Origin of the sequence: Nitratireductor basaltis, from assembly GCF_000733725.1 — a bacterium.
Classification (GTDB): Bacteria; Pseudomonadota; Alphaproteobacteria; order Rhizobiales; family Rhizobiaceae; genus Chelativorans; species Chelativorans basaltis.
Map to the genome: position 1 here is coordinate 579,817 of NZ_JMQM01000001.1, position 22,222 is coordinate 602,038.

Consider the following 22,222-nt stretch of genomic DNA (forward strand, 5'->3'; position numbering starts at 1 on the left):
AGGTGGCGGCTCAGGCTGAAAGAGCGACCTGACGCATCTGCACGTCCTGGGGCATGGACAGGAGGCGCCGTTCGGGCCTGCCGAGGAGATAGCCCTGGAAGCTTGAGCAGCCGGCAGCTTTTGCGAGTTCGAATTCCGTCTCGGTTTCAATGCCTTCCGCGATGATGCTCAGACCTTGAATCCGGGCAATCTGCGTCAGCGCCGATACGAAAACCTGCGCGATCTCATCATCCTTGAGATGCTGGATATAGCTGCGGTCGATCTTGATGCAGTCGATGGGCAGCGTCTTGATATAGTTGAAGCCGCAATGACCGGTGCCGAAATCATCAAGTGCGATCTTGAAGCCCATGTCTCGAAGGGCTGTGATGCGGGCCACGGTTTCCGGGCCTGCAGCCGTTGCAACGGTCTCGGTGATCTCGAGCACGAAACTCTGGGGATCAACGCCGGTCTCATCAACCACACGCTTCATCATGGTGACGATCTCGTCGCGCTTGAGCTGCTCGCCCGACACATTGATGCTGATGCGGCAGTCACCCAGCATGGGCAGGTCCGCGCAGGCGCGCCGGAAAACCCATTCACCCAGCTGGTCGATGAGATTGGAGCGCTCCGCAACGGGAATGAACTCGGCAGGCGAGACCATTCCGCGGACTGGATGACGCCAGCGAATGAGGCCTTCAACCGCGTAGGTCTCGCGGCTGCCATTCTTGATAGGCTGGTAGTGCAGTTCCAGCTCGTTGAGATAAAGCGCTGCGCGCAATTCACGCTCGACGAAACGCCGCTGGCGTTTTTCCGACAGCATGTCCTCGTCGAAGAGGGTGGCCCGGCCACGTCCGCGGGCCTTGCTCTCATATAGCGCAAGGTCTGCCAGCTGCATGAGTTCTGTCGGCGAGGTGGCATGTTGGGGCGAGGCGGCGATGCCCACGGACGCGGAAAGCGAGACACGCGAACCTTCGAAATCCATGCCGCGGTTGAGCATGTCGATCAGGCGTTCGGCCTTCTTGCGGGCGCGCTTCAGGTCGTTGCCGGGCAGGATGATGCCAAACTCATCTCCGCCAAGCCTGCCAACCGTACCATCGGCGAAGCATTCACGTATGCAGGTCACCAGATGGGCCAGTGCCTGATCGCCAAAGCGATGGCCGAAACCGTCATTGAGCTGCTTGAAATGATCCAGATCGACAATGAGCACCGTCGCGCAGCGCTTGCGGCGCAGCGAGCCGGTGCTTTCCGCCAGCTCTTCAAGAAAGGTGCGGCGGACCTTCGCGCCGGTCATGAGGTCGGTTTCGACGAGCTCGCGCCGCTCGGCCTCAAGGCGGGCAGCTTCGCTCAGGCGGTTGACGACGCTGTGGCGCAGGCTGGCCAGCGTACATGCGGCGGCGGCAGTGCCCAGAGCTGCGGCGGCTGCAGGAATAGCTGCGGGAATTTGCTGATATTGCAGCAGGGCAGATACCGCTGCGGAGGCGCTCGCACTGGCAAGCAGTGTCTGCGTGCCGATATAGAGTGGACTGCCGTGTTTGCTGACTGCCGTAAGCAGATTCATCGCTGATCTTGAGCCCCATTACCCCGTTAAGGCTTCATCGCGCTCAAGATTTAAGATGACGTGAAGATTTGCTGCACTGCACGCAGAATTTGCGTGCAGTGCAGCCGAGATTGCTAGCGGAGGCTGGCCGTAAAGCGCTGTATGCGGCTGCAGGCTTCCTCGAGAGCCTTTTCCGACGTCGCATAGGAGATACGGAAATTCGGGCCGAGGCCGAAGGCCGATCCGTGAACGACGGCAACACCTTCGGCTTCGAGAAGCTCGGTCACGAAGTCCTCGTCGCTCTCGATCTTCTTGCCGGACGGTGCTGTCTTGCCGATGCAGCCGGCGCAGGAAGGATAGACGTAGAACGCGCCCTCGGGGACCGGGCATTCGATGCCGGTTGCCTGGTTGAGCATGGAGACGACCAGATCGCGACGGCCCTGGAAGATCTCCTTGTTCTTCTGGATGAAGTCCTGCGGGCCATTCAAGGCTTCCACGGCGGCCCACTGGGCGATGGAGCTGGCACCCGAGGTCTGCTGACCCTGGATCATGTCCATGGCCTTGATAAGCTCGATGGGGCCGCCCGCATAGCCGATACGCCAGCCGGTCATGGCATAGGCCTTGGAGACGCCATTCATTGTCAGCGTGCGGTCGATCAGCTTCGGCTCCACCTCGGCAATTGTGTGGAACTTGAAGTCGCCATAGGTGAGATGCTCATACATGTCGTCGGTGAGGACCCACACATCGGGGTGCTTCAGCACGACATCGGCAATGGCCGTCAGCTCATCTTTCGTGTAGGCCGCGCCCGACGGATTGGAGGGCGAGTTCATGAGAACCCACTTCGTCTTGGGCGTAATCGCCTTTTCAAGTGCTTCGGCCGTCAGCTTGAAGCCGTTCTCGATCGAGGTCTCCACGAAAACCGACTTGCCGTTGCAGATGGCCACCATTTCCGGATAGCTGACCCAGTAGGGTGTCGGGATGACGACTTCGTCACCTTCGTTCAGGGTCGCCATGAAGGCATTGAAAAGGATCTGCTTGCCACCGGTGCCGACGATGGTCTGCTTCCAGTCGTAATCGAGATTGTTCTCGCGCTTGAACTTTGCGGCAATGGCCTCGCGCAGCGGCTGGATGCCGGAAACGGGCGTGTATTTCGTCTCTCCGCGATTGATCGCTTCGATGGCCGCCTGCTTGATGTTGTCAGGTGTGTCGAAATCCGGCTCACCTGCACCAAGGCCAATCACATCACGACCCTGCGCTTTCAGCTCGCGTGCTTTTTGCGACACCGCGATGGTTGCGGAAGGCTTCACACGGGAAAGGGCATCGGCAAGAAACGCCATGGCACGAGAACTCCTTGTGTAGGGCTGATCTATGGCTCCCATAGACGCGTCTTTATTGTCGCATCAGCGTGAAATCGCAAGGGTGCGAACAAAACTTGTGAAAGGGCCAGTCATTAACGCGGGATAAATTCTTCACTGCCAGTTTCGGGGCCTGTTCGAGTAAAGGCGTAAACTGGTGTCGCGTTCTGAAGAGATGGCTCATATCGCCCGGCAGGCCGATGGTTCCTATTCGGCCAATTGGGGCGTGCATGTTCTGAAGAGCGCCTTTCAGCCCATTTTTGCGTTTTCCGAAGGCAAGCTCAGGGCTGCCGCATATGAGGGTCTCATACGCCCCTTCCGCGAAGGCAAGCCGGTCAGTCCGGGTGCATTCTTCTCGGCAATCCCGAAGGACGAGCAGGGGGTCGTGGAAAGTGTCGCGCGCAGCCTGCACCTGTTGAACGCGGCTGCCTGCATCGACCGCTCTGCCTTCATTTTCGTGAATTTCGATCCGCGTCACTTCGACGGTGCGCTTTCCATCCACAAGGCGCTGACCACCATGCGCGAAGCGCTTGGTGAAGCCGGAAACGTGCTCGCGCCCGAACGCATCGTCTGCGAGATAACCGAACAGAAAACGCTGACGGAAAGCTCGCTGCTCGATTTCGTGAAGGCGCTGCGCAATGGGGGCTACCGCGTTGCCGTGGACGATTACGGGGCGGAAGATTCCGACATGCGGCGTATTCAGGCGCTGCGTCCGGATGTCGTGAAATTCGACAGTGCCTGGGTCAATCGGCTGATGGAGAGCGATCCGGGCGTCAAACTTCTCAACGAGATGGTGCGGCAGTTCACCGCCCTGGGCACGCTCACCATCTTCGAGGGCATTGAACAGCACTGGCAGCTGGATCTTGCCGAAAAGGCCGGTGTCTCCATGGTGCAGGGCTTCGTTCTGGCCAAACCCGAACTTGCGCCGACAAGTTTCGGAGTCTTCAGCACTGCCACCCGCTCTACTGCCGACATGGCGGATCAGCCTGCGCCTCCACCTGCCGCAAGAACCGGAGCAGGTCCGGACGTGACGCCTGAAATACCGGTAGCGCCGAACAGGCGCACCGAAGCACGCCCGCTGCGCCCGGCCCGTGTCTTTGGAAAAAGGACCGGCTGAATGGACCACAATTTTTCCAGACCGGCGAATGTCGGTGATGCCATACTTGTCGATGAGGTGGGTATAGAGACAGGGCTTTATGGGCCCTATCACCTGCGCACCATGTACCAGCCGGTCTATTCGAGCCGCCCGGAAGGCCTCGTGCCGAGTGGTGTCGAAGGCCTTGTGCGCCCCTTTCTTGAAGGGCAACCGATCGCGCCCGTGGAATTTCTCAATGACGTGCCGGTGGAAGACCGGCTTTTCATCGAGAGCATGTGCCGGGCGCTTCACCTGCGCAATCATCGCAATATCGGGGTGGAGGGGCTTGATCTCTATTTCCACTACGATCCGCGCTTTCACCTGGGTCCCGACTGGGATCTTGGACGCATCGAGAGCATGGTGGAGCGGCTTTATGAGATCGAACTGGATCCCAGACTCCTGATCTGCGAGATCAGCGAGGACTGCGATACCGGCCTTCTTGCGGAGGTGGCGGGCGAGATGCACCGTCACGGCATGCGGATCGCCATGAAGGATTTCGGTTCCGGTGACGCCAATCTGGCACGGGTCGATGTCCTGCAGCCCGAGATCGTGAAGCTGGACGGGCCGTGGTATCGGCGCATCTGCGAACTGGAGACGGCTGCACGGCTACTTTCGGCGCTCGCCGACGCGCTGCGCCGTGAGAACCGCAAGCTTCTGATCAGCGGGATCGAATCCATCGATCAGCTTCGCACCGCCCTCGAAACGGGTGCGGATCTGCTGCAGGGCTACCTGCTGGGCGTTCCGAAGCTGGCGGGAACCTATTTCGAGATGGACCCCATTCGCGCCGAGACGCTCACCGCTCCAGACGAGAATGTCGTGCCGCTCTTTTCGCACCGGAAGAGCCCGAGCTGAAACATCAGCATCGTTGATGGCACACTGCAGACATATTCATTTTCGAAGTGCCGCGCTCATGGCTAATCTCCGCTCGCAAAAGGGGATGGCCCATGAAGCTCTATCACATGCCCGACAGCGGGAACTCCTACAAACCAAGGCTTCTGATGGCGAAGCTCGGGATCGACTGCGAGTTGATTGCAGTCAGTTCGCGGGACGGCTCCACGCGCAAGCCGGACTTTCTTGCGCGCAATCCGATCGGAAAAGTGCCTCTGCTCGAGCTTGATGCCGGACGGTATCTGGCGGAGTCCAATGCAATCCTGCTCTATCTGGCCGAAGGCAGCCGCTATATGCCGAAGGACCGCTATCAGCGGGCACTTGTCGCCCAGTGGCTTTTTTTCGAGCAATACAGCCATGAACCGAATATCGCCGTGCGCCGGGCGCTGAAGGTTTATGAAGAACGCCACGTGCTGGCTACGCCGCAGCGATTGCAGGAAACGCTGGAGGGAGGCAATCACGCACTTGGGGTGATGGAGCAAAGGTTGAGGCAGGGGGCGTTCCTCGTCGGAGACGAGATGAGCGTGGCCGACATTTCCCTTTACGCCTATACCCATGATGCAGAGCGTGGCGAATTTGATCTGGAGTTGTTTCCTGCAGTGCAGGACTGGCTCAAGCGCGTGAGACAGGATGCAGGTCATATTCCGATGACATGAAAAAAGCGGCCGGCATGACCGACCGCTTTGGTCTTCAGACCCGATCGGGGACGATCAAGCCGCTTCTTCCGCGTTCTCAGCATAGGCGCTCACCACGTCGGAATAAGACGTCCCGGCGCCTTCAGCAGCCGGCTGGAGCAGCGCTACCGCCTTCCGGGTGTCGACACTGGTCAGGCTGGAGATCATGTCGTCGATCTTGAGCTTTTCCTGCGCCTTGAGCGCTTCCTGGCGTGCCTGTGCAACGTCGTCAATCTGAACTTCTTCGACTTCCGGGCGCAGGTAGCTGCTTCCAGACGCCTGCTCGACAGGCTTGCGGGGGTTGGTTCCGCTGGCACTGCCCGTTTTCTTCGAAGCTTCGAGTGCAACCGGATTCCCGGACTTCGGCGTCTTGTCCCCTTCTGCTGCGCCAACTGCCTTGGCAGCGTCAGCAGCGGCAGATGTTGCGGCCTCGAGAGCGCTGTTGCGTGCAGCGGCATCAGCCTTCTTCGCTGCCTTCAGCTCCGCCTTTTCAGTCTCTTTCTGAACCTTGTTGCCCAGTTCCTCAAGCAGCCCGGCGCCGCCCTTGGTCTTGAAAGCGCCGGCCAGGGCCGGGCTCATTGATCCTACAAGCATTGATACCCCCGTATCGTTAGGCGCCATCATGGCACTCTGAAGCCTCGGCGCTCCATGCCGACGCTGAACAGGGGGATGTATCGCTGCGATTTCTGACCTTCTGCTTGGCCAAACCGTTAAAATTCTATGCAACCCGCGCGAATGAAGCGAAACACGCTTCTTGCGCAGTTCATGTGGTTACCGGACCATTACCCGGCATGCATGGAATGCGCGTTGCTACCACTGCGGGTGTTGGCCGTGATCGTCATCATGTCGAGCACGGCGTTGAGTTCATCCATGTCCACATAGAATGCGCGCGAGAGCTCGATCGGAATGCGCTCCTCGCTCATGCCGCGGTTGAGAAGCGTCTCCACGGCCACGATAAGCTGCGCACGGTCGGTCAGGCGACGCTTGAGAATGTCCTCACGCATGAGCGTTCTCCCGGCTCGGGTAACCCCGTTGAAATCGCTGTGCCAGAAACGCGGCGGAACGGTATCGGGTACTTCCGACCGGAGATGATGAATGCTCTCCGACCAGTTCGAATCAGTGTTAACCATATTATCCGGTTGCTCCGCTTGCTGCGCAAGACCATCTCAGGTTGACCTTGCGGGAGGCTTGCGAGACGAGAAGAGGGGCCATGAAGACCCTCAAAGATTATCGGGCGACAAGCACCAATTCCGTCACATTGCGGTGCGAGACAGGCGTGCAAGAAATCGATGTGGCTGCAGGTGGATGATGCAAAGGCTGGCGATCGGATTGATATGTGGCGGCGGATTGTTCGTGCTGGCGGGTTGCACGCAGGGTATGGACCCATCTGCAGCGAAGTCAGCGAACGAGATCACGCAAAACAGCCTCGTGGCTGAGCAGGATCGCGATATCGCCGATGTGGACGGTGACGGCAGGCCTGATGCCTATGCCGCCGGCACAGCGCGGCCAGCGGCGTTGACTGCGCTGGAAGCGGGGCAGAAGCCGCCGGTGGTCGGTGCCAACAGTCCCGAGCTTGATGCGCTGATCGCACGTTATGCCGCCCATTACGAAGTGCCGGAGCGCCTGGTTCGTCGTGTCGTCAAGCGGGAGAGCAATTTCAATCCCGCCGCGCGCAACCGCATCTATTGGGGCCTCATGCAGATCCGTCACGACACCGCGCAGACCATGGGTTATCGCGGGCCGGCCTCGGGCCTGCTGGATGCCGAGACCAATCTGAAATATGCCGTCAAATATCTGCGCGGAGCCTATCTGACAGCCGATGGCAACGAGGATCGGGCGGTGCGCTTTTATGCCAGCGGCTACTATTACGACGCCAAGCGCAAGGGGCTATTGAAGGAAACCGGCCTCAGGCCATGATGGCGCCCTCATACTGCCGACGCAGGCTGTCAGCAGTGTTCCTGCTTCTTCTTCATTAAGCGCGGTTGCGGCGATAAAGTGATTTCGACTGTCGGATTGAGCGCAGGACCGGCGTCCTTGGCCTATCCGCACCCTTGAGGGATCGTCATGAATGATGCCGCACCGATGGCAGTGATGACTGCCGAACACAGGCCGCTTGCAATTTCAGTGCGAGGGCTGAGGAAGCACTACAAGGACACCAAGGCGCTGGACGGCATCGATCTGGATGTCGAACGGGGCACCATTTTCGCCGTACTCGGGCCGAATGGCGCTGGCAAGACGACACTGATCCGCGTACTCGCCACGCTGACGCGCGCCGATGATGGTGAAGCGCGGGTGTTTGGTCATGATCTTGCCAGCGATCCGCAGGCGGTTCGCGGTGCGATTGCCCTGACAGGCCAGTTTGCCTCGCTTGACGAGGATCTGACGGGGCGGGAAAACCTCATCATGATCGCGCGTCTGTGGGGCTTTCGCGGGAGGGAGGCCAAACGGCGGGCGGATGATCTGCTTCATGCGTTCGAGCTCCATGATGCGCGCAACAAGCAGGTAAAATCCTATTCAGGCGGCATGCGGCGGAGGCTTGATATTGCGGCCTCGCTTGTCGTGACACCGGGTATCCTGTTTCTCGACGAGCCGACCACGGGGCTTGATCCCAAGGCGCGCCAAGGCGTGTGGCAGATGATCCGGCAACTGGCCGATGCGGGCGTGACCATTCTTTTGACAACGCAATATCTGGAAGAAGCCGACCAGCTTGCCTCGCGGATTGCGGTCATCGACCGCGGGCGCAAGATTGCCGAGGGCACGAGCCGGGAGTTGAAGGCGCAGATCGGTTCGGGCTTCCTGCATGTCACGCTGCATGATCAGACACGGCTCGATGAGGCCGCGCGCACACTTGAGAGCCTGCTGGGCAACCCGGTTCAGCGCAGCCCTGAAGGGGCTGAACTCTCCGTCATTGCCGCAAGTGCCGGGCAGGCGAGCGAGGCCTTGTCTGCGCTGAGGACGGCCGGCATAGAGCTTGCGGATTTCTCCATGGGCTCACCCAGCCTTGACGAGGTGTTCTTCGCCCTGACCGGCCAGCCTCTGGAAGAAGAAGTGCCAAAGGAGGCCGCCCAATGAGCGTGATCGACCCCGCATCCGTACTGACGGCCACCCGCCCGCCGCGCCCCTCCGCCTTTTCCAATGCGCTGACTTTCGGCTGGCGGGCGGTCCTGAAATTCCGCCACGTGCCCGAGCAGCTTTTCGATCTCATCATGACGCCGCTCATGTTCACGCTACTCTTCACCTTTGTTTTCGGCGGTGCGCTGGCGGGATCGCCCGACGACTATCTGCAATTCTTCCTGCCGGGCATTCTGGTCCAGACGGTGGTGTTCAACTCCGTCTATTCGGGCATGGGGCTTTCGACCGACCTGTCCAAGGGCCTTTTCGAGCGCTTCCGTTCGCTGCCGATCTGGTCGCTGTCGCCCTTTGCGGGGCTGATGGTGGGTGATGTCCTGCGCCACTTCATTGCCGGGCTTATCATCCTCGGCGTCGGACTGGCGCTCGGCTACCGGCCGGAAGCGGGGCTGGTCGGCGTGGTCGCTTCCTTCCTGCTGCTCTTTGCGATCGGCTTTGGCGTCGGCTGGATCTTCATCACGCTTGGCCTCATCATCCGCACGCCCATGACGGTGATGACCATCGGCTTCACCTTCATCTTCCCGCTGGTCTTTGCGTCAAACATCATGGTGCAGCCCGAAACCATGCCGGGCTGGCTGCAGGCCTTCGTCGACCGCAATCCGGTCTCGCATATGACGACTGCCCTGCGCGGCCTGATGGCAGGAAGTGCGACAAGCGGCGAAGTGCTGCTGGCGCTCGCCGCACCGGCGGCGTTGACGGTCCTGCTGGCGCCAGTGGTGCTGTGGCTCTACCGGCGGGATTGAGGGGTCAGTCGATCTGAAGGCCGTCGACCCAGTCGCGGCCTTCATCGCCACCCCACAGGAGCCAGGCAATATAACCTGCCGACGGATTGTCTTCGTCACCCCAGTTCTTCGCACGCTTGTCGACCTTGTGGCGCGCGAAATAGCTCTTCATTCGCTTGACCGTGTCGTCGGAGAGATTGCGGCGGTTCTTCAGGTCGCGCGCACGCGCCACGCCCACACTTGTCCCGCCGCGATTGAATGTGCGCCTGAGTTCAAGACCCTTGTTCGCGGCATCAGCGACGGATTGCGGAGGCTTGTTGCCGCTCATGACGCCTTCCTCAGCTCGGAATGGCTCTTGAGCACACGGTCGCCGTCCTCCTGCTCGATCAGATAGGCAGGCTCGTCATCACTCGCCTTGCGCTTGATTTCCTTGCCCTTGATTGTGCGGGTGACGTCGGAGGTGAAACTCTCGGCCACCTTGCCCGTGCCGGTGCCGTTGCCCCAGTCCCATTCAACCTTGCTGCCCTTGCCGAATTTGGCGCTCATGAGTTGTTCCTTTCGATGATGGTGAAGGAACAAGCGGCGAGGGGCAGGGTGGTTCCGGTTTATGCGGCTTCGGAGATGTGCGGGGCGGGTGAGACGGCAGCTACAACGGCGTCTTTGCTGTCTTCGAGAAACCGCGGGTCATTGCGCAGCGTATCCAAGGTGCGGGGCTGTGGAGCGTCTGGCAGGTCTGCAAGAGCAAATGCCAATGCAGTCGAGGCTTCGACAAGAGCTTCGTCCAAACTGGAAGCGGCAGCGATGACGCCCGGGAGATCGGGGAAGGAGACCCCGTAGCCACTTTCTGGCTCCTTGTGGATCAGGGCAATGTAGTGACGCTTGACTGCGCGAACCATGAAGCGGCCACTCACGCGGCTTCCGTAAGAGCTTCCGGTGGTAGGTGCTTGCGGGCGTCCAAGACTTCCATGCCGATTATGTGGCCGGATTCGTCGTAATCAAGAACTATACCTTCTGAAACCTCGGCACTGTCAGCAACTTCGCCCGTAGCAAAGCGGATATAGGCCGCGTTGGCTGCCGGATCATATTCGATGACTGGTTTCATGTCGGCCTCGTGAAGTTCTTGCTCTACTTGTCAAACGGGCATCGGTTATTACAATTGCTAAATTGGGTTGTATAGGCTGGGATGTGCTGTGCACAGTAAACGTTATCAAGTTTTCATAAGTTCGACATTCGAGGACCTTCGGGAGGAAAGGCGCGCTGTTCAAGATACCGTGATTAGCGCTGGAGATTTTCCTGTGCAGATGGAGTCATTCCCCGCAGCCGAAGTGGACCAGTTTGCTTTTATAAAATCACTAATCGACCAGTGCGACTATTACGTGCTGATCATAGCAGGACGCTATGGCAGTGTTGCTGAAGATGGCTTGAGCTACACGCACAAGGAGTTTCGCTACGCCGTCTTAAAGAGGGTGCCCATTCTGTTAATGTTGCACGAAGACTTGGGTGCAATCTCAGCCGACAAGTCAGAGGACACTGATGAGGGTCGAAAGCGACTGAAGCAGTTCATCGACGAAGCGCAAACCGGCCGCTTACGCAGAACCTGGGGGACTATCGACGAGTTAAAGTTACGGGTACGCGAGGCACTAGACTACGCGAAAGCCACCAAGCCAAGAACAGGCTGGGTTCGGGGTGACTCGGTGGCGAGAATCGAGACGCTGGAAGAGCTTAATGCAGTCAGGAGAGAGAACGATCAATTCAGAAAAGCTCTGGGAAAGCTTGAGATTTATGTCCCTCTTCCTGAAATTCCCGCTGCGGATGAAGAAATAGAGATAGATATACTTCCAGGGGAAGTCTCAGGTTTTAGTCAAATAAAGAGGGGGTCCACTTTTAAACTTAAAGGTACATGGGTATCGTTTTTTCCGATATTCTTCGAGAACTTAAAGTGGCAGTCCAACGATTGGAATGGGAGCTGGTATCATACAATTGATCAGGATGGCTCTTGTGTCGCTATAGGATCGGCGCTTGCCGGAGAAGTTGCTGCTATCGATGCCAGCCAGTTATTTAAGATTAGTAAAGGAACTTTTGAACGCCTCTCGAGCTACTATCAAGAAATAGGGTTGATGACCGAAGATGAAGAGAGTCTTTTCACCGAAACCGCGAAAAGACTCTCAAGACGTCATCGGATTAGTTGTGGGGCAGCTTCACAATTCGCCGTCATAGATGGTGAAGTCAAGGTGACTGTCGAAGCTTATGATATCGATGATATTCCATTCTAGTATACAATGCTTGTCATCGCGTTCAGGTAGTTAATTCTCACCCAAAATAACCCTGCAGCGGCCTGACCTCCAGGCTGCCGGCCTTGAGGGCGGCGATGGCTTCTGCAACGGCTTCGGCACCGGCCATGGTGGTGTAGTAGGGCACTTTCTGCATCAGGGTTGCGCGGCGCAGGGACTTGGAGTCGGAGACCGCCTTCTGGCCGTCGGTTGTGTTGAAGACGAGCTGGATCTGGCGGTTGCGGATGGCGTCTTCCACATGGGGGCGGCCTTCCAGAACCTTGTTGATCTTTTCAGCCTCAACACCGTTCTCGCGCAGGAAGCGGGCGGTGCCGGAGGTGGCCATGACCTTGAAGCCGAGTTCTGCCAGACGCTTGACGGCGGGCAGGACGCGCGGCTTGTCGTCGTCGCGCACGGCAACGAAGACCGTGCCGGAACGCGGCAGGTCAACGCCAGCGCCCAACTGTGCCTTGGCGAAGGCCAGCGCATAGTCGCGGTCGAGACCCATGACCTCGCCAGTGGACTTCATTTCCGGTCCAAGCAGCGTGTCGACGCCGGGGAAGCGGGCGAAGGGGAAGACGGCTTCCTTGACCGCGATATGGCCAAGGTCGCGCGCGTTCTGCTTCGTGCCATAGGGGCTGAAGGCGTCGTCGAGCTTCTCACCGGCCATGATGCGGGCCGCGATCTTCGCGATCGGGCGGCCGATGGTCTTGGCAACGAAAGGCACGGTGCGCGAGGCGCGCGGGTTCACTTCGAGAACGTAAACCTCGCCGTTCTTCACGGCATACTGGACATTCATCAGGCCGCCCACATTGAGCGCCTTGGCAAGGGCTGCCGTCTGGCGTTCCAGTTCGGCCACCAGTTCCGGCTCCAGCGAGTGAACGGGGAGCGAGCAGGCGCTGTCGCCGGAGTGGATGCCGGCTTCCTCGATATGCTCCATGATGCCCGAGACATAGGTGCTCTCGCCATCGGAAAGGCAGTCGACATCAACCTCTATGGCTTCGGTCAAATAGGTGTCGAAGAGAAGCGGGTTCTTCGACAGAAGCGTGTTGATCTGGCCGGTCTTGTCGGCAGGGTATTTCTGGCGGATTTCCTCGGTGACGAGGCCCGGCACCGTGTCCAGCAGGTAGGTCTGGAGCTGGCTCTCGTCATGCACGATCTGCATGGCGCGGCCACCCAGCACGTAGGAGGGACGCACGACCAGCGGGAAGCCGAGTTCGGCGGCGATCACGCGCGCCTGCTCCACGGAGTAGGCGATGCCGTTTTTCGGCTGCTTGAGGCCAAGCTTGGTCAGAAGCTTCTGGAAGCGGTCGCGGTCTTCGGCCAGGTCGATCATGTCGGGTGCGGTGCCGAGGATCGGGATGCCTGCCTTTTCAAGCGCGTCGGCAAGCTTCAGCGGCGTCTGGCCGCCAAACTGGACGATGACGCCGTGCAGCGTGCCGGCCTTCTGCTCCGCCTTCATGATCTCCAGAACATCCTCTGGCGTCAGCGGCTCGAAATAAAGGCGGTCGGAGGTGTCGTAGTCGGTGGAGACGGTCTCCGGATTGCAGTTGACCATGATGGATTCATAGCCCGCATCACCCAGTGCGAAGGCTGCATGACAGCAGCAATAGTCGAACTCGATGCCCTGACCGATACGGTTCGGGCCGCCGCCAAGAATGACGACTTTCTTACGGTCGGAAACGCGTGCCTCGTCGGCCAGTTCGCCTGCGAAGGGTGTCTCGTAGGTCGAGTACATATATGCGGTGGGCGCGGCGAATTCTGCCGCGCAGGTGTCGATGCGCTTGTAGACCGGGTGAACGTCAAGCTTGTCGCGAAGGGCCGCGACCTTCTCCGTTTCGATGCCCGCGAGGGAGGCGAGGCGGGAGTCGGAGAAGCCCATGGCCTTCAACATCCGCAGATTGGCCGCATCCTGCGGGAGACCGTGTTCGCGCACGCGCTTTTCCATCTCGATGATGGCCGCGATCTGCTCCAGGAACCACGGGTCGATGCGGCACATTGCGTGCACGTCTTCCAGCGACCAGCCCATGCGGATGGCCTGGGCTACCATGCGCAGACGGTCAGGCGTCGGCGTGCCGAGTGCAGCGCGAACGGCGTTTTTGTTCTCCGACGGGTCGCCATCGGGCTCGTAGCCGGGGATCTCGATCTCGTCGAGGCCGGTGAGGCCGGTTTCCAGGCCGCGCAGCGCCTTCTGGAAGGACTCGGCGAAGGTGCGGCCGATAGCCATGACTTCGCCAACCGATTTCATGGCGGTGGAAAGCGTGTTGGACGATCCGGGGAATTTCTCGAAGGCAAAGCGCGGGATTTTGGTGACGACATAGTCGATCGACGGCTCGAAGGAGGCCGGGGTCGCGCCTCCGGTGATGTCGTTTTCAAGCTCGTCCAGCGTATAGCCAACGGCAAGCTTCGCCGCGATCTTGGCGATGGGGAAGCCGGTTGCCTTGGAGGCAAGGGCGGAGGAGCGGGAAACGCGCGGGTTCATCTCGATGACGACGAGACGGCCATTCTCAGGATTAACGGCGAACTGGACATTGGAGCCGCCGGTTTCGACGCCGATCTCGCGCAGCACCGCAATCGAGGCGTTGCGCATGATCTGGTATTCCTTGTCGGTCAGCGTGAGTGCTGGCGCGACGGTGATGGAATCGCCGGTGTGAACGCCCATCGGGTCCACATTCTCGATGGAGCAGATGATGATGCAGTTGTCGGCGCGGTCGCGCACGACCTCCATCTCGTATTCCTTCCAGCCCAGAACCGATTCCTCGATCAGGACCTCGGTGGTGGGGGAGGCGTCGAGACCGGACTGGACGATCTCGAAGAATTCCTCACGGTTATAGGCAATGCCGCCGCCGGTGCCGCCCAGCGTGAAGGAGGGGCGGATGATGGCGGGCAGGCCGACAAAATCCAGCGCCTGGGCGGCAAGAGCCATGGCGTGGTTCATGTAACGCTGCTTGCGATCGGTCTCGCCGAGATTCCACTCGTTTTCCAGTTCGTCCAGCGCATCGTCGAGTTCGCTGCCGGAGAGCCTTTCCTTCAGCTCCTTGCGGCGTGCCTCATGCTTCTGGCGGTCGGCATTCTTCACGTCCGAAGCGTTGGCGAGCATGGAGCGCGGAGTTTCCAGGCCGATCTTGGCCATGGCCTCGCGGAAGAGCGAGCGGTCTTCGGCCTTGTCGATGGCGTCGGGCTGGGCGCCGATCATCTCGACATTGTAGCGTTCCAGCACACCCATTCGGCGCAGTGACAGCGCCGTGTTGAGTGCCGTCTGGCCGCCCATGGTCGGCAGCAGCGCGTCGGGGCGCTCCTTGGCGATGATCTTGGCCACCACTTCCGGCGTGATCGGCTCGACATAGGTGGCGTCGGCCAGTTCCGGATCCGTCATGATGGTGGCGGGGTTGGAATTGACCAGGATGACCCGGTAGCCTTCCTCCTTCAGCGCCTTGACGGCCTGTGTGCCCGAATAGTCAAACTCGCATGCCTGTCCGATGACGATGGGGCCGGCCCCGATGATCAGGATCGACTTGATGTCGGTACGTTTTGGCATGGAACTATTCCCGTTCGTGCGTGCGGCCCCGAAGCTTCTCCCGTGCGGGCGCGCGGGGAGGCCGGAGGCGTGTGGATGAATTGTCAGGCTAGGCGGGCCTTATAGGCAAAGGAAACGCGAAACGTAACCCCGAAAATGAGGATTTTGTCCTTGATGAACAGGACAATGGAGCCTGTTTCGGGTTCGCGCTTCGTGGAGGCCCGAAACGCAAGGCGCCCGCCGGGCAGGGGGCACGGCGGGCGCGGCACTTGAACTTGCGGTCCAAGCTTGGGAGCTAGTGTGACGCCTGCGGCAGGCGACGGGGCGCGGCGAGGCGCGCGAAGGCCCGGGACAGGCCGGTGAAAGCGGCGCGGAAGGCAGCGGAGCGCTCCTTGTTGGCCGCGCGGGCGATTTTGTGCAGCTGAGGGTTCGACCCCGTGCCCAAAGTGTAGTGCGACATGGAACCTCCTATGCCGAATCCGGCAGGAGCGACACGACCGCCCGCTTCAAGCAGGCCGGTGAATGACGCGCCCCGATCGGCGCAGATTTTGGTTTTCAAGAATTCGCTCGTACCTGCCGTTTCCGGTGGCCGATGCTTAACACTCCATATAGTTCAGTTGCGCCTGTACACAATAGAAAAGTTTTGTCTCCTTGTGTGATCTGAATTAACATGAAGCCATGAAACGCAGGCTTCCAAATCTCAACGCAGTTCGTGCCTTTGATGCGGCTGCACGCCATCAGAGCTTCTCGCGGGCTGCGGACGAACTGAATGTCACCCATGCCTCCGTCAGCCGCTACATCAAGAACCTGGAAGACGAGCTTGGCATCGAGCTCTTCGAGCGACGGCACAGGCAGGTGGCGCTGACGCCCGCGGGGTCACGTTATGCAGAGATCGTGGCGGATGCCTTGATGCTGATCTCCATCGAAACCGGCACCAAGGCCACGCGCGATGCCAAGGGCAAGGTCGTGCTGGAATGCGATTCCGACTTCGCGCTGTTGTGGCTCATGCCGCTTCTGGAAGAAAACACGCTGGATGATCTGGATATCCAGCTTGAGCTGCGCTCCTACTCCGAACCGCCGCGTACCATCGCGCCCGATACGGACATCGCGATCACCTGGGGGCCGCTGGATGTTTCCGGTTTCACCCGCGAGCTCTTCCTGCATTTCACGTCATTTCCGGTTTGTGCACCTCAGCTTGAAAGCCGTGTGCAAAAGGGTGGCCCGACCTGCTGCCGCCTCATCCATGACCGCGGCATGAGTGCCTGGGATGAGGCGTTGAAGCGCAAGGGGGCGAGCGTGAAGGATGCCAAGAGCCATCTCACTTTCCACCGTACCTATCTAAGTCTTGATGCGGCGGTGCGCGGGCTGGGCGTGGCGATCGGTGACGACGTGACGGCGGCAGCCATGTTGCGAGACGGCCGGCTCGTGCGCCCCTGCGGGCCGGACATGCCCGGGCGCAAGGCATTCTACATCTCCTCTACCGCCCGCCAGCCCATGCGCCCGCCCGTTGCAGCCTTGAGGGACTGGCTCATGGAGCAGGCGAAGCGTCACAGCGCGTGGGTGGAAACGGTAAATTTGCAGGGCAAGCGGGGATGATTGCCGGGAACCGGCCTTGATAAAGAAGCTTGTCTTCAGACAGATGTAATCTCTTTGTGGCTCATAGCCGGTATGTCCCCTAATCTGGGGTACCGATAACCAGGAGAAACCGATGCGCTGGAAAGGCCGCCGTCAAAGCAGCAATGTCGAGGATCGCAGAGGGCGCAGCGGCGGGGGCATGTTTCCCGGTGGGCTCGGGCGGGGTGGACGCATAAGGCTTCCCATGGGCGGTTCGCGCCGCGCGGGTGGCGGGTTTTCCGGCATCATTATGCTGGTGGTGCTTTTCTTCGTGCTGAAAGCCTGCGGTATCGATCCGCTGGAAATGCTGTCCGGGGGCACCATGCAGGGAGCGCCGACACAGACGCAGCAGCAGTCCACACCTGCAAATGACGAGATGGGCCAGTTTGTAAGCGTGGTCCTGGCGGAGACCGAGGATGTGTGGAACGGCATCTTCCAGTCGCAGGGCATGGATTACGAAGAACCGAACATGGTTCTCTTCTCCAATCAGGTCCAGTCGGCCTGTGGCTTCGCCTCGGCTGCAACCGGTCCGTTCTACTGCCCCGGTGACAACAAGGTCTATCTAGATCTCAGCTTCTTCGATCAGCTCGCACGCAAATTCGGTGCTTCGGGTGATTTTGCGCAGGCCTATGTGGTTGCGCATGAGGTCGGACACCATGTGCAGAACATCACCGGCATATTGCCGCGGTTCAACCAGATGCGCCGGAGCATGAGCCAGGCCGAAGCCAATGCGATGTCGGTGCGTGTGGAGTTGCAGGCCGATTGCTTCGCGGGAATCTGGGCGCATTACACCGCTCAGAAGGGGCTGCTTGAGGAAGGCGACATCGACGAGGCGCTGAATGCGGCGAACCAGATCGGTGACGACACGCTGCAGCGGCGCACACAGGGTTATGTCGTGCCGGAGAGCTTCAACCACGGCACATCGGAACAGCGCAAGGAATGGTTTGCGCGCGGACTTGAAAGCGGGCGGCTGCAGGCTTGCGACACATTCAACAATCCGATCTGATCGCGCGTGCGGGGGGCTTCAGCGAGGGAGTAGCCCGATATGAAGGCTAGCAGTGTGGTGGCTTTGGCGGCTGCCATTGCCGGTGGTGGTATCACATCGCAGGCGCCCGAGTTCTCGCAGCAGTATCGCCAGCGCCTCCATGGCGCATTGGACGAGATGCGTGCGGTGGTCGAGCGTTTCGATGCCGATGCGGCGCAAAACGGCTTGCAGCGCGAGGAGGCTCTGCAGCTCTACATGAATTCGCAGGAAAATTTTCTGCGTGACCGGGGCGTGTCCATGCAGAAGGTGCTGGAGCGGCATGAAAGCCTCGAGAAACAGGCGGAGCATTTTTCCGCGCTGCCACCGGCTTTCCGGCCTGCCGCACTTTTAAGGGTTCCCGACCGAAAGCTCATGAACAATGCCTGGCGAGATTTCGAACCAGCGGTGCCACTGACGCCGCACGGACTGATCTGGGCATTTCTTGGAGCAGTTTCCGCTTTTTGCCTGATCAAACTGGTTGCATTCCCGCTCAGGAAGAAGAGAAGAAAACTCCATGCCAGAGAAGCTTAGATTGGGCTTCTGCGAATAGAATAGAACTACAGAAAAGTTTAACTATCGCATTGAGCGGTTTTTTAAGGCCTGCCCTGTAGCCTGAGAGGTAGTCTTAGGAGATGCGGGGCCATGAAAACACTTTCTCGATACAGCTTGACGCGTGTGATGCGCAGCTTCCTTTCCGATCGTGCGGGCAACTTCGCCATGATGACCGCCATAGCTGCGGTACCACTTGTTGGTGCTGCCGGGCTGGCCGTCGACTATGCGACGATGAGCCGAACGCGGGCAGAACTGCAGCAGGCACTTGATGCCGCCGTTCTGGCCGTGGCGCAGAAGGGTGAGGACATCAGTGACGCACAGGCGCGCGAAATAGCTCGAGCCTACATGACCGGCAATCTCAAGAACGTGTATCGCGATCTTGAGATCGTGCGCGAAGGCACATCCGTCAGCATGCGGGCCAATGTGGATACGGATCTTTCATTCGGCGGCATCTTCGGGATCGACAAGCAAAAGGTGGGAGCCGCAGCGACTGCCGATCTTGCCTATGCCTCCTACGAGGTTGCGCTCGTGCTCGACACGACCGGTTCGATGCGGGGCGGCAAGCTGCAGAGCATGAAGGATGCTGTCACCGGCATGATCGATGACATGTCGAGCCAGGTACGCGATCCGGAGAAGCTGAAATTTTCGCTCGTTCCCTTCGCAACCTTCGTCAATGTGGGGCCCGAGCATGCGCCCGAGTTCGACGACAAAGGGAAGATGAAAAAGAAGACAGGTGCGCCTTGGCTGGATCTGAAGGGAAAGGCGGACTTCCCGCAGCTGGAATTGCTGCCAAAGGTCAGCCGTTTCGAACTTTATCATCACCTTGGCCAAGAATGGAAAGGTTGCGTGGAGACGCGCTTCCCCACACGCAAGGGCGCACACGATGTGGACGACACCGAGCCCGGCAAGGACAAGAACAGCTACTTTACACCTACATTCGCGATCGATGAGCCCGACGACACTCTCGGAAAAGGCCGATGGGCCACAGATTACTACGAAAACAACTATATCGATGCCAATCGCCTGATTGACGCGCTTAACCCGCTCGATGCAAGCGACAAGACCAAGAAGCTGAAGCTTGAAGAAAAATACGAAGCCCGGCACCTGCTACTGGGGCTTGGGCTCGGCTTTGGCGACGACGATGATGATGATGATCGCGGTATTCCCGGTGGTGGTCGCCTGGAGATCGATGATACTGGCGGAAAGGGCCCGAATTTCCGTTGCACGGTCAAGCCGCTGACGCCATTGACCAGCAATTATGCGGATCTGAAACTAAAGGTCCGCCAATTCGAGGCAGACGGCACGACAAACATTCTCGAGGGTGTGGCCTGGGGACAGCGCGTTCTTTCTCCTCATGAGCCGTTCACCGAGGGCAGCGACCCGCAGGGCGCTGATGGCAAGGTCGAAAAGATCATGGTTGTCCTCACCGACGGGGCCAACAATTTCGGCAACAATTCCCGGCCGTTCGGATCCTCCTACTCCAGCTTTGGCTATCTCGTGGAGGGGCGGCTCGGTGTGGTCGGCGGATCAGGTGTTACCCGCAAGATGATGGATGACAAAACGCTTGAAGCCTGCACCAATGCAAAGGAAGACGGCACGATCATCTACACGATCCGTCTGGAAGAGCCTGACCGCGCGACAGGTGACATGCTTCAGCGATGTGCAAGCTCACCCGCCCACTTCTTCGACGCGCCGTCGCGCAGTCAGTTGAAGAATGTCTTCGAGCGTATCGGCGAAGATATCGTGAAGCTGCGGCTTTCGAGCTGATCGATTTTCTCCAGCAGAAACAAGAAGGGCGGCCCGAGAGCCGCCCTTTTCGTATTCTGGATCAACGTTCTTCCAGAGCCGGTTCGCCCTTGCGCTCGCGCACAAGATTCATGAAGCGGCGGAACAGATAGTGCGAATCCTGCGGGCCCGGGGAGGCCTCCGGGTGATGCTGCACGGAAAAGACCGGCTTGCCGACCAGCGCGATGCCGCAATTGGAATTGTCGAAGAGCGAAACGTGAGTCTCTTCAACACCTTCGGGCAGCGAGTTGCTGTCGACCGCGAAGCCATGGTTCATGGATACGATCTCCACCTTGCCGGTGGTGTGGTCCTTGACCGGGTGGTTCGCGCCATGGTGGCCCTGATGCATCTTCACCGTCTTTGCACCCAGAGCCAGTGCCAGAAGCTGATGGCCAAGGCAGATGCCGAAGAGCGGGATGTCCGCCTTCAGAAGTTCCTTGATCATCGGAACCGCATATTCACCCGTTGCCGCCGGATCGCCGGGGCCGTTTGAGAGAAAGATGCCATCGGGTTTGAGCGCGAGGACGTCATCGGCGCTGCTGGTAGCAGGTACGAGCGTTACCTTGGCGCCGAGGCTTGCGATGAGGCGCAGGATGTTGCGCTTCACGCCGTAGTCGACGGCAACGATATGGGCGGTGGGCTCGCCGTTGTCGCCGTAGCCCTCGTTCCAGACCCACGGGGTCTCGGTCCAGGTGGAGGACTGTCCGGATGTGACGTCGCGGGCGAGATCGCGGCCTTCCAGGCCCGACCATTCGCTTGCCTGCTTCTTCAGGGCTTCCACGTCAAACTTGCCATCAGGCGAATGTGCGATCACGGCATTGGCGGCACCTTTCTCACGCAGAAGTGCGGTGAGGGCGCGTGTGTCCACGCCGGAAAGTGCAACAATGCCGCGGCGCTTGAGCCAGGCGTCGAGATGCTCTGCAGAACGGAAATTGGACGGGTCGGTCATGTCCGCTCGAAACACGGCGCCGACGGCGCCCGCGCGAGCGGCGGGGTTCAGGTCCTCGATGTCTTCTTCATTGGTGCCCACATTGCCGATATGGGGAAAGGTGAAGGTGACGATCTGGCCTGCGTAGGAAGGATCCGTCAGGATCTCCTGATATCCCGTGAGCGCGGTGTTGAAGCACACTTCAGCGGTGGCGCTGCCAGTGGCGCCGAAGCCCTTGCCCTCGATCACCGTGCCATCTGCAAGGACCAAGAGCGCAGTCGGTTTCGTTTCGCCCCAGGGCGCGGTTGTGGTCGCCATCATTATCTCCATGCTAAATGCGCGCAGCCGGTGCCGGGCTTGAATTTTGCACCGCAACAAGCCATATGGCGCCGCGGGCTCGCGCCTTCAACCCGGTAGCAGGCAACCTGAGGCCGGTGAAGCGCGTTTCATTCATGTCCATGCAGGGCGCGGACAATAGACGAAGGTCAACTTGCGGTCAATTGATCCGGGCAGAATGTTGGACGAGTACATAAGCAAAGAATTACAGCCACTTAAATGAACCAGAAACGGTTTGCCTCTAATGGCAGTCAGCGGTATCTTCGCGGCTGTGACGGGAGATGAATGCCATGCGCGAGCAAATCGCTCAGGCGTTGAAAGAAGCGGTCAAGAGCGAGGACAAGAGGCGCATTTCAACGCTGCGCCTGATCCAGACTGCAATAAAGGACCGCGATGTCGCCAATCGTGGTGCGGGCAAGGATCCCGTCAGCGATGAGGAAATCACGGAGATTCTCATGCGCATGATCAAGCAGCGCAAGGAATCGGCCAAGGGTTTCGAAGAAGGCAACCGGCTTGAACTTGCCGAGCATGAGCGCGAGGAAATCGGCATCATTGCCGAGTTTCTGCCCAAGCAGCTTGACGAAGATGCACTGAAGCAGGTCTGTGCCGAAGTGGTCAACGAGGTTGGCGCGGGCGGGCTGCGCGATATGGGCCGTTGCATGAATGCGCTGAAGGAGAAGCTTCCCGGGCGCATGGATGTGGGCAAGGCCAGCGGTATCGTGAAAAACATGCTGCGCTGATAGATCCGGGATCCCCGCAAAGAAAAAATCCGGCTTC

22 protein-coding genes and 1 pseudogene are annotated in these 22,222 nt (G+C 59.5%); 12 read left to right on the plus strand and 11 right to left on the minus strand.

The window, feature by feature from the left end:
* Positions 1 to 10 precede the first annotated feature (10 nt).
* A complete protein-coding gene (locus EL18_RS02790) occupies positions 11 to 1,537 on the minus strand; it encodes a putative bifunctional diguanylate cyclase/phosphodiesterase (protein WP_036479568.1) in 1,527 nt (508 codons plus the stop codon).
* A gap of 113 nt (positions 1,538 to 1,650) precedes the next feature.
* Positions 1,651 to 2,853, minus strand: a complete 1,203-nt coding sequence (locus tag EL18_RS02795; protein WP_036479571.1) for a pyridoxal phosphate-dependent aminotransferase — start codon at positions 2,851 to 2,853, stop codon at positions 1,651 to 1,653.
* A 175-nt stretch (positions 2,854 to 3,028) separates the two neighbouring features.
* Between EL18_RS02795 and EL18_RS02800 the strand changes: the two genes are divergently transcribed.
* The 3 genes from EL18_RS02800 to EL18_RS02810 all read left to right on the plus strand — a co-directional run bounded on the left by EL18_RS02800 (position 3,029) and on the right by EL18_RS02810 (position 5,550).
* On the plus strand, positions 3,029 to 3,988 hold the full coding sequence (locus tag EL18_RS02800; RefSeq protein WP_036479574.1) for an EAL domain-containing protein: 960 nt from the start codon (positions 3,029 to 3,031) through the stop codon (positions 3,986 to 3,988).
* Positions 3,989 to 4,858 carry an EAL domain-containing protein gene (locus EL18_RS02805; protein WP_036479576.1) on the plus strand — a complete coding sequence of 290 codons (870 nt, stop codon included), beginning with the start codon at positions 3,989 to 3,991 and terminating at the stop codon, positions 4,856 to 4,858. It begins immediately after the preceding gene.
* 92 nt (positions 4,859 to 4,950) lie between these two features.
* The gene (locus EL18_RS02810) at positions 4,951 to 5,550 is read left to right on the plus strand and encodes a glutathione S-transferase family protein (protein ID WP_036479578.1); all 600 of its coding nucleotides are present in this window, start codon (positions 4,951 to 4,953) and stop codon (positions 5,548 to 5,550) included.
* A gap of 54 nt (positions 5,551 to 5,604) precedes the next feature.
* Here EL18_RS02810 and EL18_RS02815 read toward each other — a convergent pair whose 3' ends face one another.
* Both EL18_RS02815 and EL18_RS02820 read right to left on the minus strand, forming a co-directional pair.
* A complete protein-coding gene (locus EL18_RS02815) occupies positions 5,605 to 6,162 on the minus strand; it encodes a hypothetical protein (RefSeq protein WP_036479580.1) in 558 nt (185 codons plus the stop codon).
* Positions 6,163 to 6,350: 188 nt separating this feature from the next.
* On the minus strand, positions 6,351 to 6,572 hold the full coding sequence (locus EL18_RS02820) for a hypothetical protein (protein ID WP_036479582.1): 222 nt from the start codon (positions 6,570 to 6,572) through the stop codon (positions 6,351 to 6,353).
* 478 nt (positions 6,573 to 7,050) lie between these two features.
* Here EL18_RS02820 and EL18_RS18350 point away from each other — a divergent pair.
* From EL18_RS18350 to EL18_RS02835, 3 genes and pseudogenes are all read left to right on the plus strand, one after another.
* A pseudogene (locus EL18_RS18350) lies at positions 7,051 to 7,485 on the plus strand (transglycosylase SLT domain-containing protein); the annotation flags it as partial.
* Between the two features lie 147 nt (positions 7,486 to 7,632).
* A complete protein-coding gene (locus tag EL18_RS02830) occupies positions 7,633 to 8,640 on the plus strand; it encodes a daunorubicin resistance protein DrrA family ABC transporter ATP-binding protein (protein ID WP_036479586.1) in 1,008 nt (335 codons plus the stop codon).
* Positions 8,637 to 9,440 carry an ABC transporter permease gene (locus EL18_RS02835; RefSeq protein ID WP_036479588.1) on the plus strand — a complete coding sequence of 268 codons (804 nt, stop codon included), beginning with the start codon at positions 8,637 to 8,639 and terminating at the stop codon, positions 9,438 to 9,440. Before EL18_RS02830 ends, EL18_RS02835 begins: the two co-directional genes overlap by 4 nt.
* A gap of 4 nt (positions 9,441 to 9,444) precedes the next feature.
* Here the strand turns inward: EL18_RS02835 and EL18_RS02840 are convergent, their stop codons facing one another.
* Genes EL18_RS02840 through EL18_RS02855 form a run of 4 tightly spaced genes read right to left on the minus strand, consistent with a single transcriptional unit; the run spans position 9,445 to position 10,521 of the window.
* The gene (locus EL18_RS02840; protein ID WP_036479590.1) at positions 9,445 to 9,747 is read right to left on the minus strand and encodes a hypothetical protein; all 303 of its coding nucleotides are present in this window, start codon (positions 9,745 to 9,747) and stop codon (positions 9,445 to 9,447) included.
* Complete coding sequence (locus tag EL18_RS02845) at positions 9,744 to 9,965, minus strand: hypervirulence associated TUDOR domain-containing protein (RefSeq protein ID WP_036479592.1); 222 nt, start codon at positions 9,963 to 9,965, stop codon at positions 9,744 to 9,746. Before EL18_RS02845 ends, EL18_RS02840 begins: the two co-directional genes overlap by 4 nt.
* A gap of 59 nt (positions 9,966 to 10,024) precedes the next feature.
* Positions 10,025 to 10,330, minus strand: a complete 306-nt coding sequence (locus EL18_RS02850) for a type II toxin-antitoxin system HicB family antitoxin (protein ID WP_244444501.1) — start codon at positions 10,328 to 10,330, stop codon at positions 10,025 to 10,027.
* Complete coding sequence (locus EL18_RS02855; protein ID WP_036479597.1) at positions 10,327 to 10,521, minus strand: DUF2283 domain-containing protein; 195 nt, start codon at positions 10,519 to 10,521, stop codon at positions 10,327 to 10,329. The genes EL18_RS02850 and EL18_RS02855 overlap by 4 nt, the downstream gene beginning before the upstream one ends.
* Positions 10,522 to 10,609: 88 nt before the next feature.
* On the opposite strand from EL18_RS02855, the gene EL18_RS02860 reads away from it, so the two are divergent.
* Complete coding sequence (locus EL18_RS02860) at positions 10,610 to 11,692, plus strand: DUF4062 domain-containing protein (protein WP_036483824.1); 1,083 nt, start codon at positions 10,610 to 10,612, stop codon at positions 11,690 to 11,692.
* Positions 11,693 to 11,729: 37 nt separating this feature from the next.
* On the opposite strand, the gene carB is transcribed toward EL18_RS02860, so the two are convergent.
* A complete protein-coding gene (carB, locus tag EL18_RS02865; protein WP_036479599.1) occupies positions 11,730 to 15,227 on the minus strand; it encodes a carbamoyl-phosphate synthase large subunit in 3,498 nt (1,165 codons plus the stop codon).
* A gap of 274 nt (positions 15,228 to 15,501) precedes the next feature.
* Positions 15,502 to 15,765, minus strand: a complete 264-nt coding sequence (locus EL18_RS02870) for a hypothetical protein (RefSeq protein ID WP_036479601.1) — start codon at positions 15,763 to 15,765, stop codon at positions 15,502 to 15,504.
* A gap of 119 nt (positions 15,766 to 15,884) precedes the next feature.
* On the opposite strand from EL18_RS02870, the gene EL18_RS02875 reads away from it, so the two are divergent.
* The 4 genes from EL18_RS02875 (at position 15,885) to EL18_RS02890 (ending at position 20,163) form a co-directional block, all read left to right on the plus strand.
* On the plus strand, positions 15,885 to 16,802 hold the full coding sequence (locus EL18_RS02875; RefSeq protein WP_051913704.1) for a LysR family transcriptional regulator: 918 nt from the start codon (positions 15,885 to 15,887) through the stop codon (positions 16,800 to 16,802).
* Between the two features lie 112 nt (positions 16,803 to 16,914).
* On the plus strand, positions 16,915 to 17,826 hold the full coding sequence (gene ypfJ, locus EL18_RS02880) for a KPN_02809 family neutral zinc metallopeptidase (RefSeq protein WP_036479603.1): 912 nt from the start codon (positions 16,915 to 16,917) through the stop codon (positions 17,824 to 17,826).
* A gap of 39 nt (positions 17,827 to 17,865) precedes the next feature.
* Positions 17,866 to 18,375 carry a DUF2937 family protein gene (locus tag EL18_RS02885; protein ID WP_036479605.1) on the plus strand — a complete coding sequence of 170 codons (510 nt, stop codon included), beginning with the start codon at positions 17,866 to 17,868 and terminating at the stop codon, positions 18,373 to 18,375.
* A 111-nt stretch (positions 18,376 to 18,486) separates the two neighbouring features.
* The gene (locus tag EL18_RS02890) at positions 18,487 to 20,163 is read left to right on the plus strand and encodes a TadE/TadG family type IV pilus assembly protein (RefSeq protein WP_244444502.1); all 1,677 of its coding nucleotides are present in this window, start codon (positions 18,487 to 18,489) and stop codon (positions 20,161 to 20,163) included.
* Between the two features lie 61 nt (positions 20,164 to 20,224).
* On the opposite strand, the gene carA is transcribed toward EL18_RS02890, so the two are convergent.
* The gene (gene carA, locus EL18_RS02895; RefSeq protein ID WP_036483830.1) at positions 20,225 to 21,427 is read right to left on the minus strand and encodes a glutamine-hydrolyzing carbamoyl-phosphate synthase small subunit; all 1,203 of its coding nucleotides are present in this window, start codon (positions 21,425 to 21,427) and stop codon (positions 20,225 to 20,227) included.
* Positions 21,428 to 21,735: 308 nt separating this feature from the next.
* Here carA and EL18_RS02900 point away from each other — a divergent pair, with 308 nt between their 5' ends.
* Positions 21,736 to 22,185 (plus strand): GatB/YqeY domain-containing protein, encoded by a 450-nt coding sequence (locus EL18_RS02900; protein ID WP_036483833.1) that lies wholly within the window; start codon positions 21,736 to 21,738, stop codon positions 22,183 to 22,185.
* Positions 22,186 to 22,222 lie beyond the last annotated feature (37 nt).

Coding starts and splice junctions, on each gene's coding strand:
- EL18_RS02790 (WP_036479568.1), bottom strand. CDS start 1,537: ATGAATCTGCTTACGGCAGTCAGCAAACACGGCAGTCCACTCTATATC.
- EL18_RS02795 (WP_036479571.1), bottom strand. CDS start 2,853: ATGGCGTTTCTTGCCGATGCCCTTTCCCGTGTGAAGCCTTCCGCAACC.
- EL18_RS02805 (WP_036479576.1), top strand. CDS start 3,989: ATGGACCACAATTTTTCCAGACCGGCGAATGTCGGTGATGCCATACTT.
- EL18_RS02810 (WP_036479578.1), top strand. CDS start 4,951: ATGAAGCTCTATCACATGCCCGACAGCGGGAACTCCTACAAACCAAGG.
- EL18_RS02815 (WP_036479580.1), bottom strand. CDS start 6,162: ATGCTTGTAGGATCAATGAGCCCGGCCCTGGCCGGCGCTTTCAAGACC.
- EL18_RS02820 (WP_036479582.1), bottom strand. CDS start 6,572: ATGCGTGAGGACATTCTCAAGCGTCGCCTGACCGACCGTGCGCAGCTT.
- EL18_RS02830 (WP_036479586.1), top strand. CDS start 7,633: ATGAATGATGCCGCACCGATGGCAGTGATGACTGCCGAACACAGGCCG.
- EL18_RS02835 (WP_036479588.1), top strand. CDS start 8,637: ATGAGCGTGATCGACCCCGCATCCGTACTGACGGCCACCCGCCCGCCG.
- EL18_RS02840 (WP_036479590.1), bottom strand. CDS start 9,747: ATGAGCGGCAACAAGCCTCCGCAATCCGTCGCTGATGCCGCGAACAAG.
- EL18_RS02845 (WP_036479592.1), bottom strand. CDS start 9,965: ATGAGCGCCAAATTCGGCAAGGGCAGCAAGGTTGAATGGGACTGGGGC.
- EL18_RS02855 (WP_036479597.1), bottom strand. CDS start 10,521: ATGAAACCAGTCATCGAATATGATCCGGCAGCCAACGCGGCCTATATC.
- carB (WP_036479599.1), bottom strand. CDS start 15,227: ATGCCAAAACGTACCGACATCAAGTCGATCCTGATCATCGGGGCCGGC.
- EL18_RS02875 (WP_051913704.1), top strand. CDS start 15,885: ATGAAACGCAGGCTTCCAAATCTCAACGCAGTTCGTGCCTTTGATGCG.
- ypfJ (WP_036479603.1), top strand. CDS start 16,915: ATGCGCTGGAAAGGCCGCCGTCAAAGCAGCAATGTCGAGGATCGCAGA.
- EL18_RS02885 (WP_036479605.1), top strand. CDS start 17,866: ATGAAGGCTAGCAGTGTGGTGGCTTTGGCGGCTGCCATTGCCGGTGGT.
- EL18_RS02890 (WP_244444502.1), top strand. CDS start 18,487: ATGAAAACACTTTCTCGATACAGCTTGACGCGTGTGATGCGCAGCTTC.
- carA (WP_036483830.1), bottom strand. CDS start 21,427: ATGGCGACCACAACCGCGCCCTGGGGCGAAACGAAACCGACTGCGCTC.
- EL18_RS02900 (WP_036483833.1), top strand. CDS start 21,736: ATGCGCGAGCAAATCGCTCAGGCGTTGAAAGAAGCGGTCAAGAGCGAG.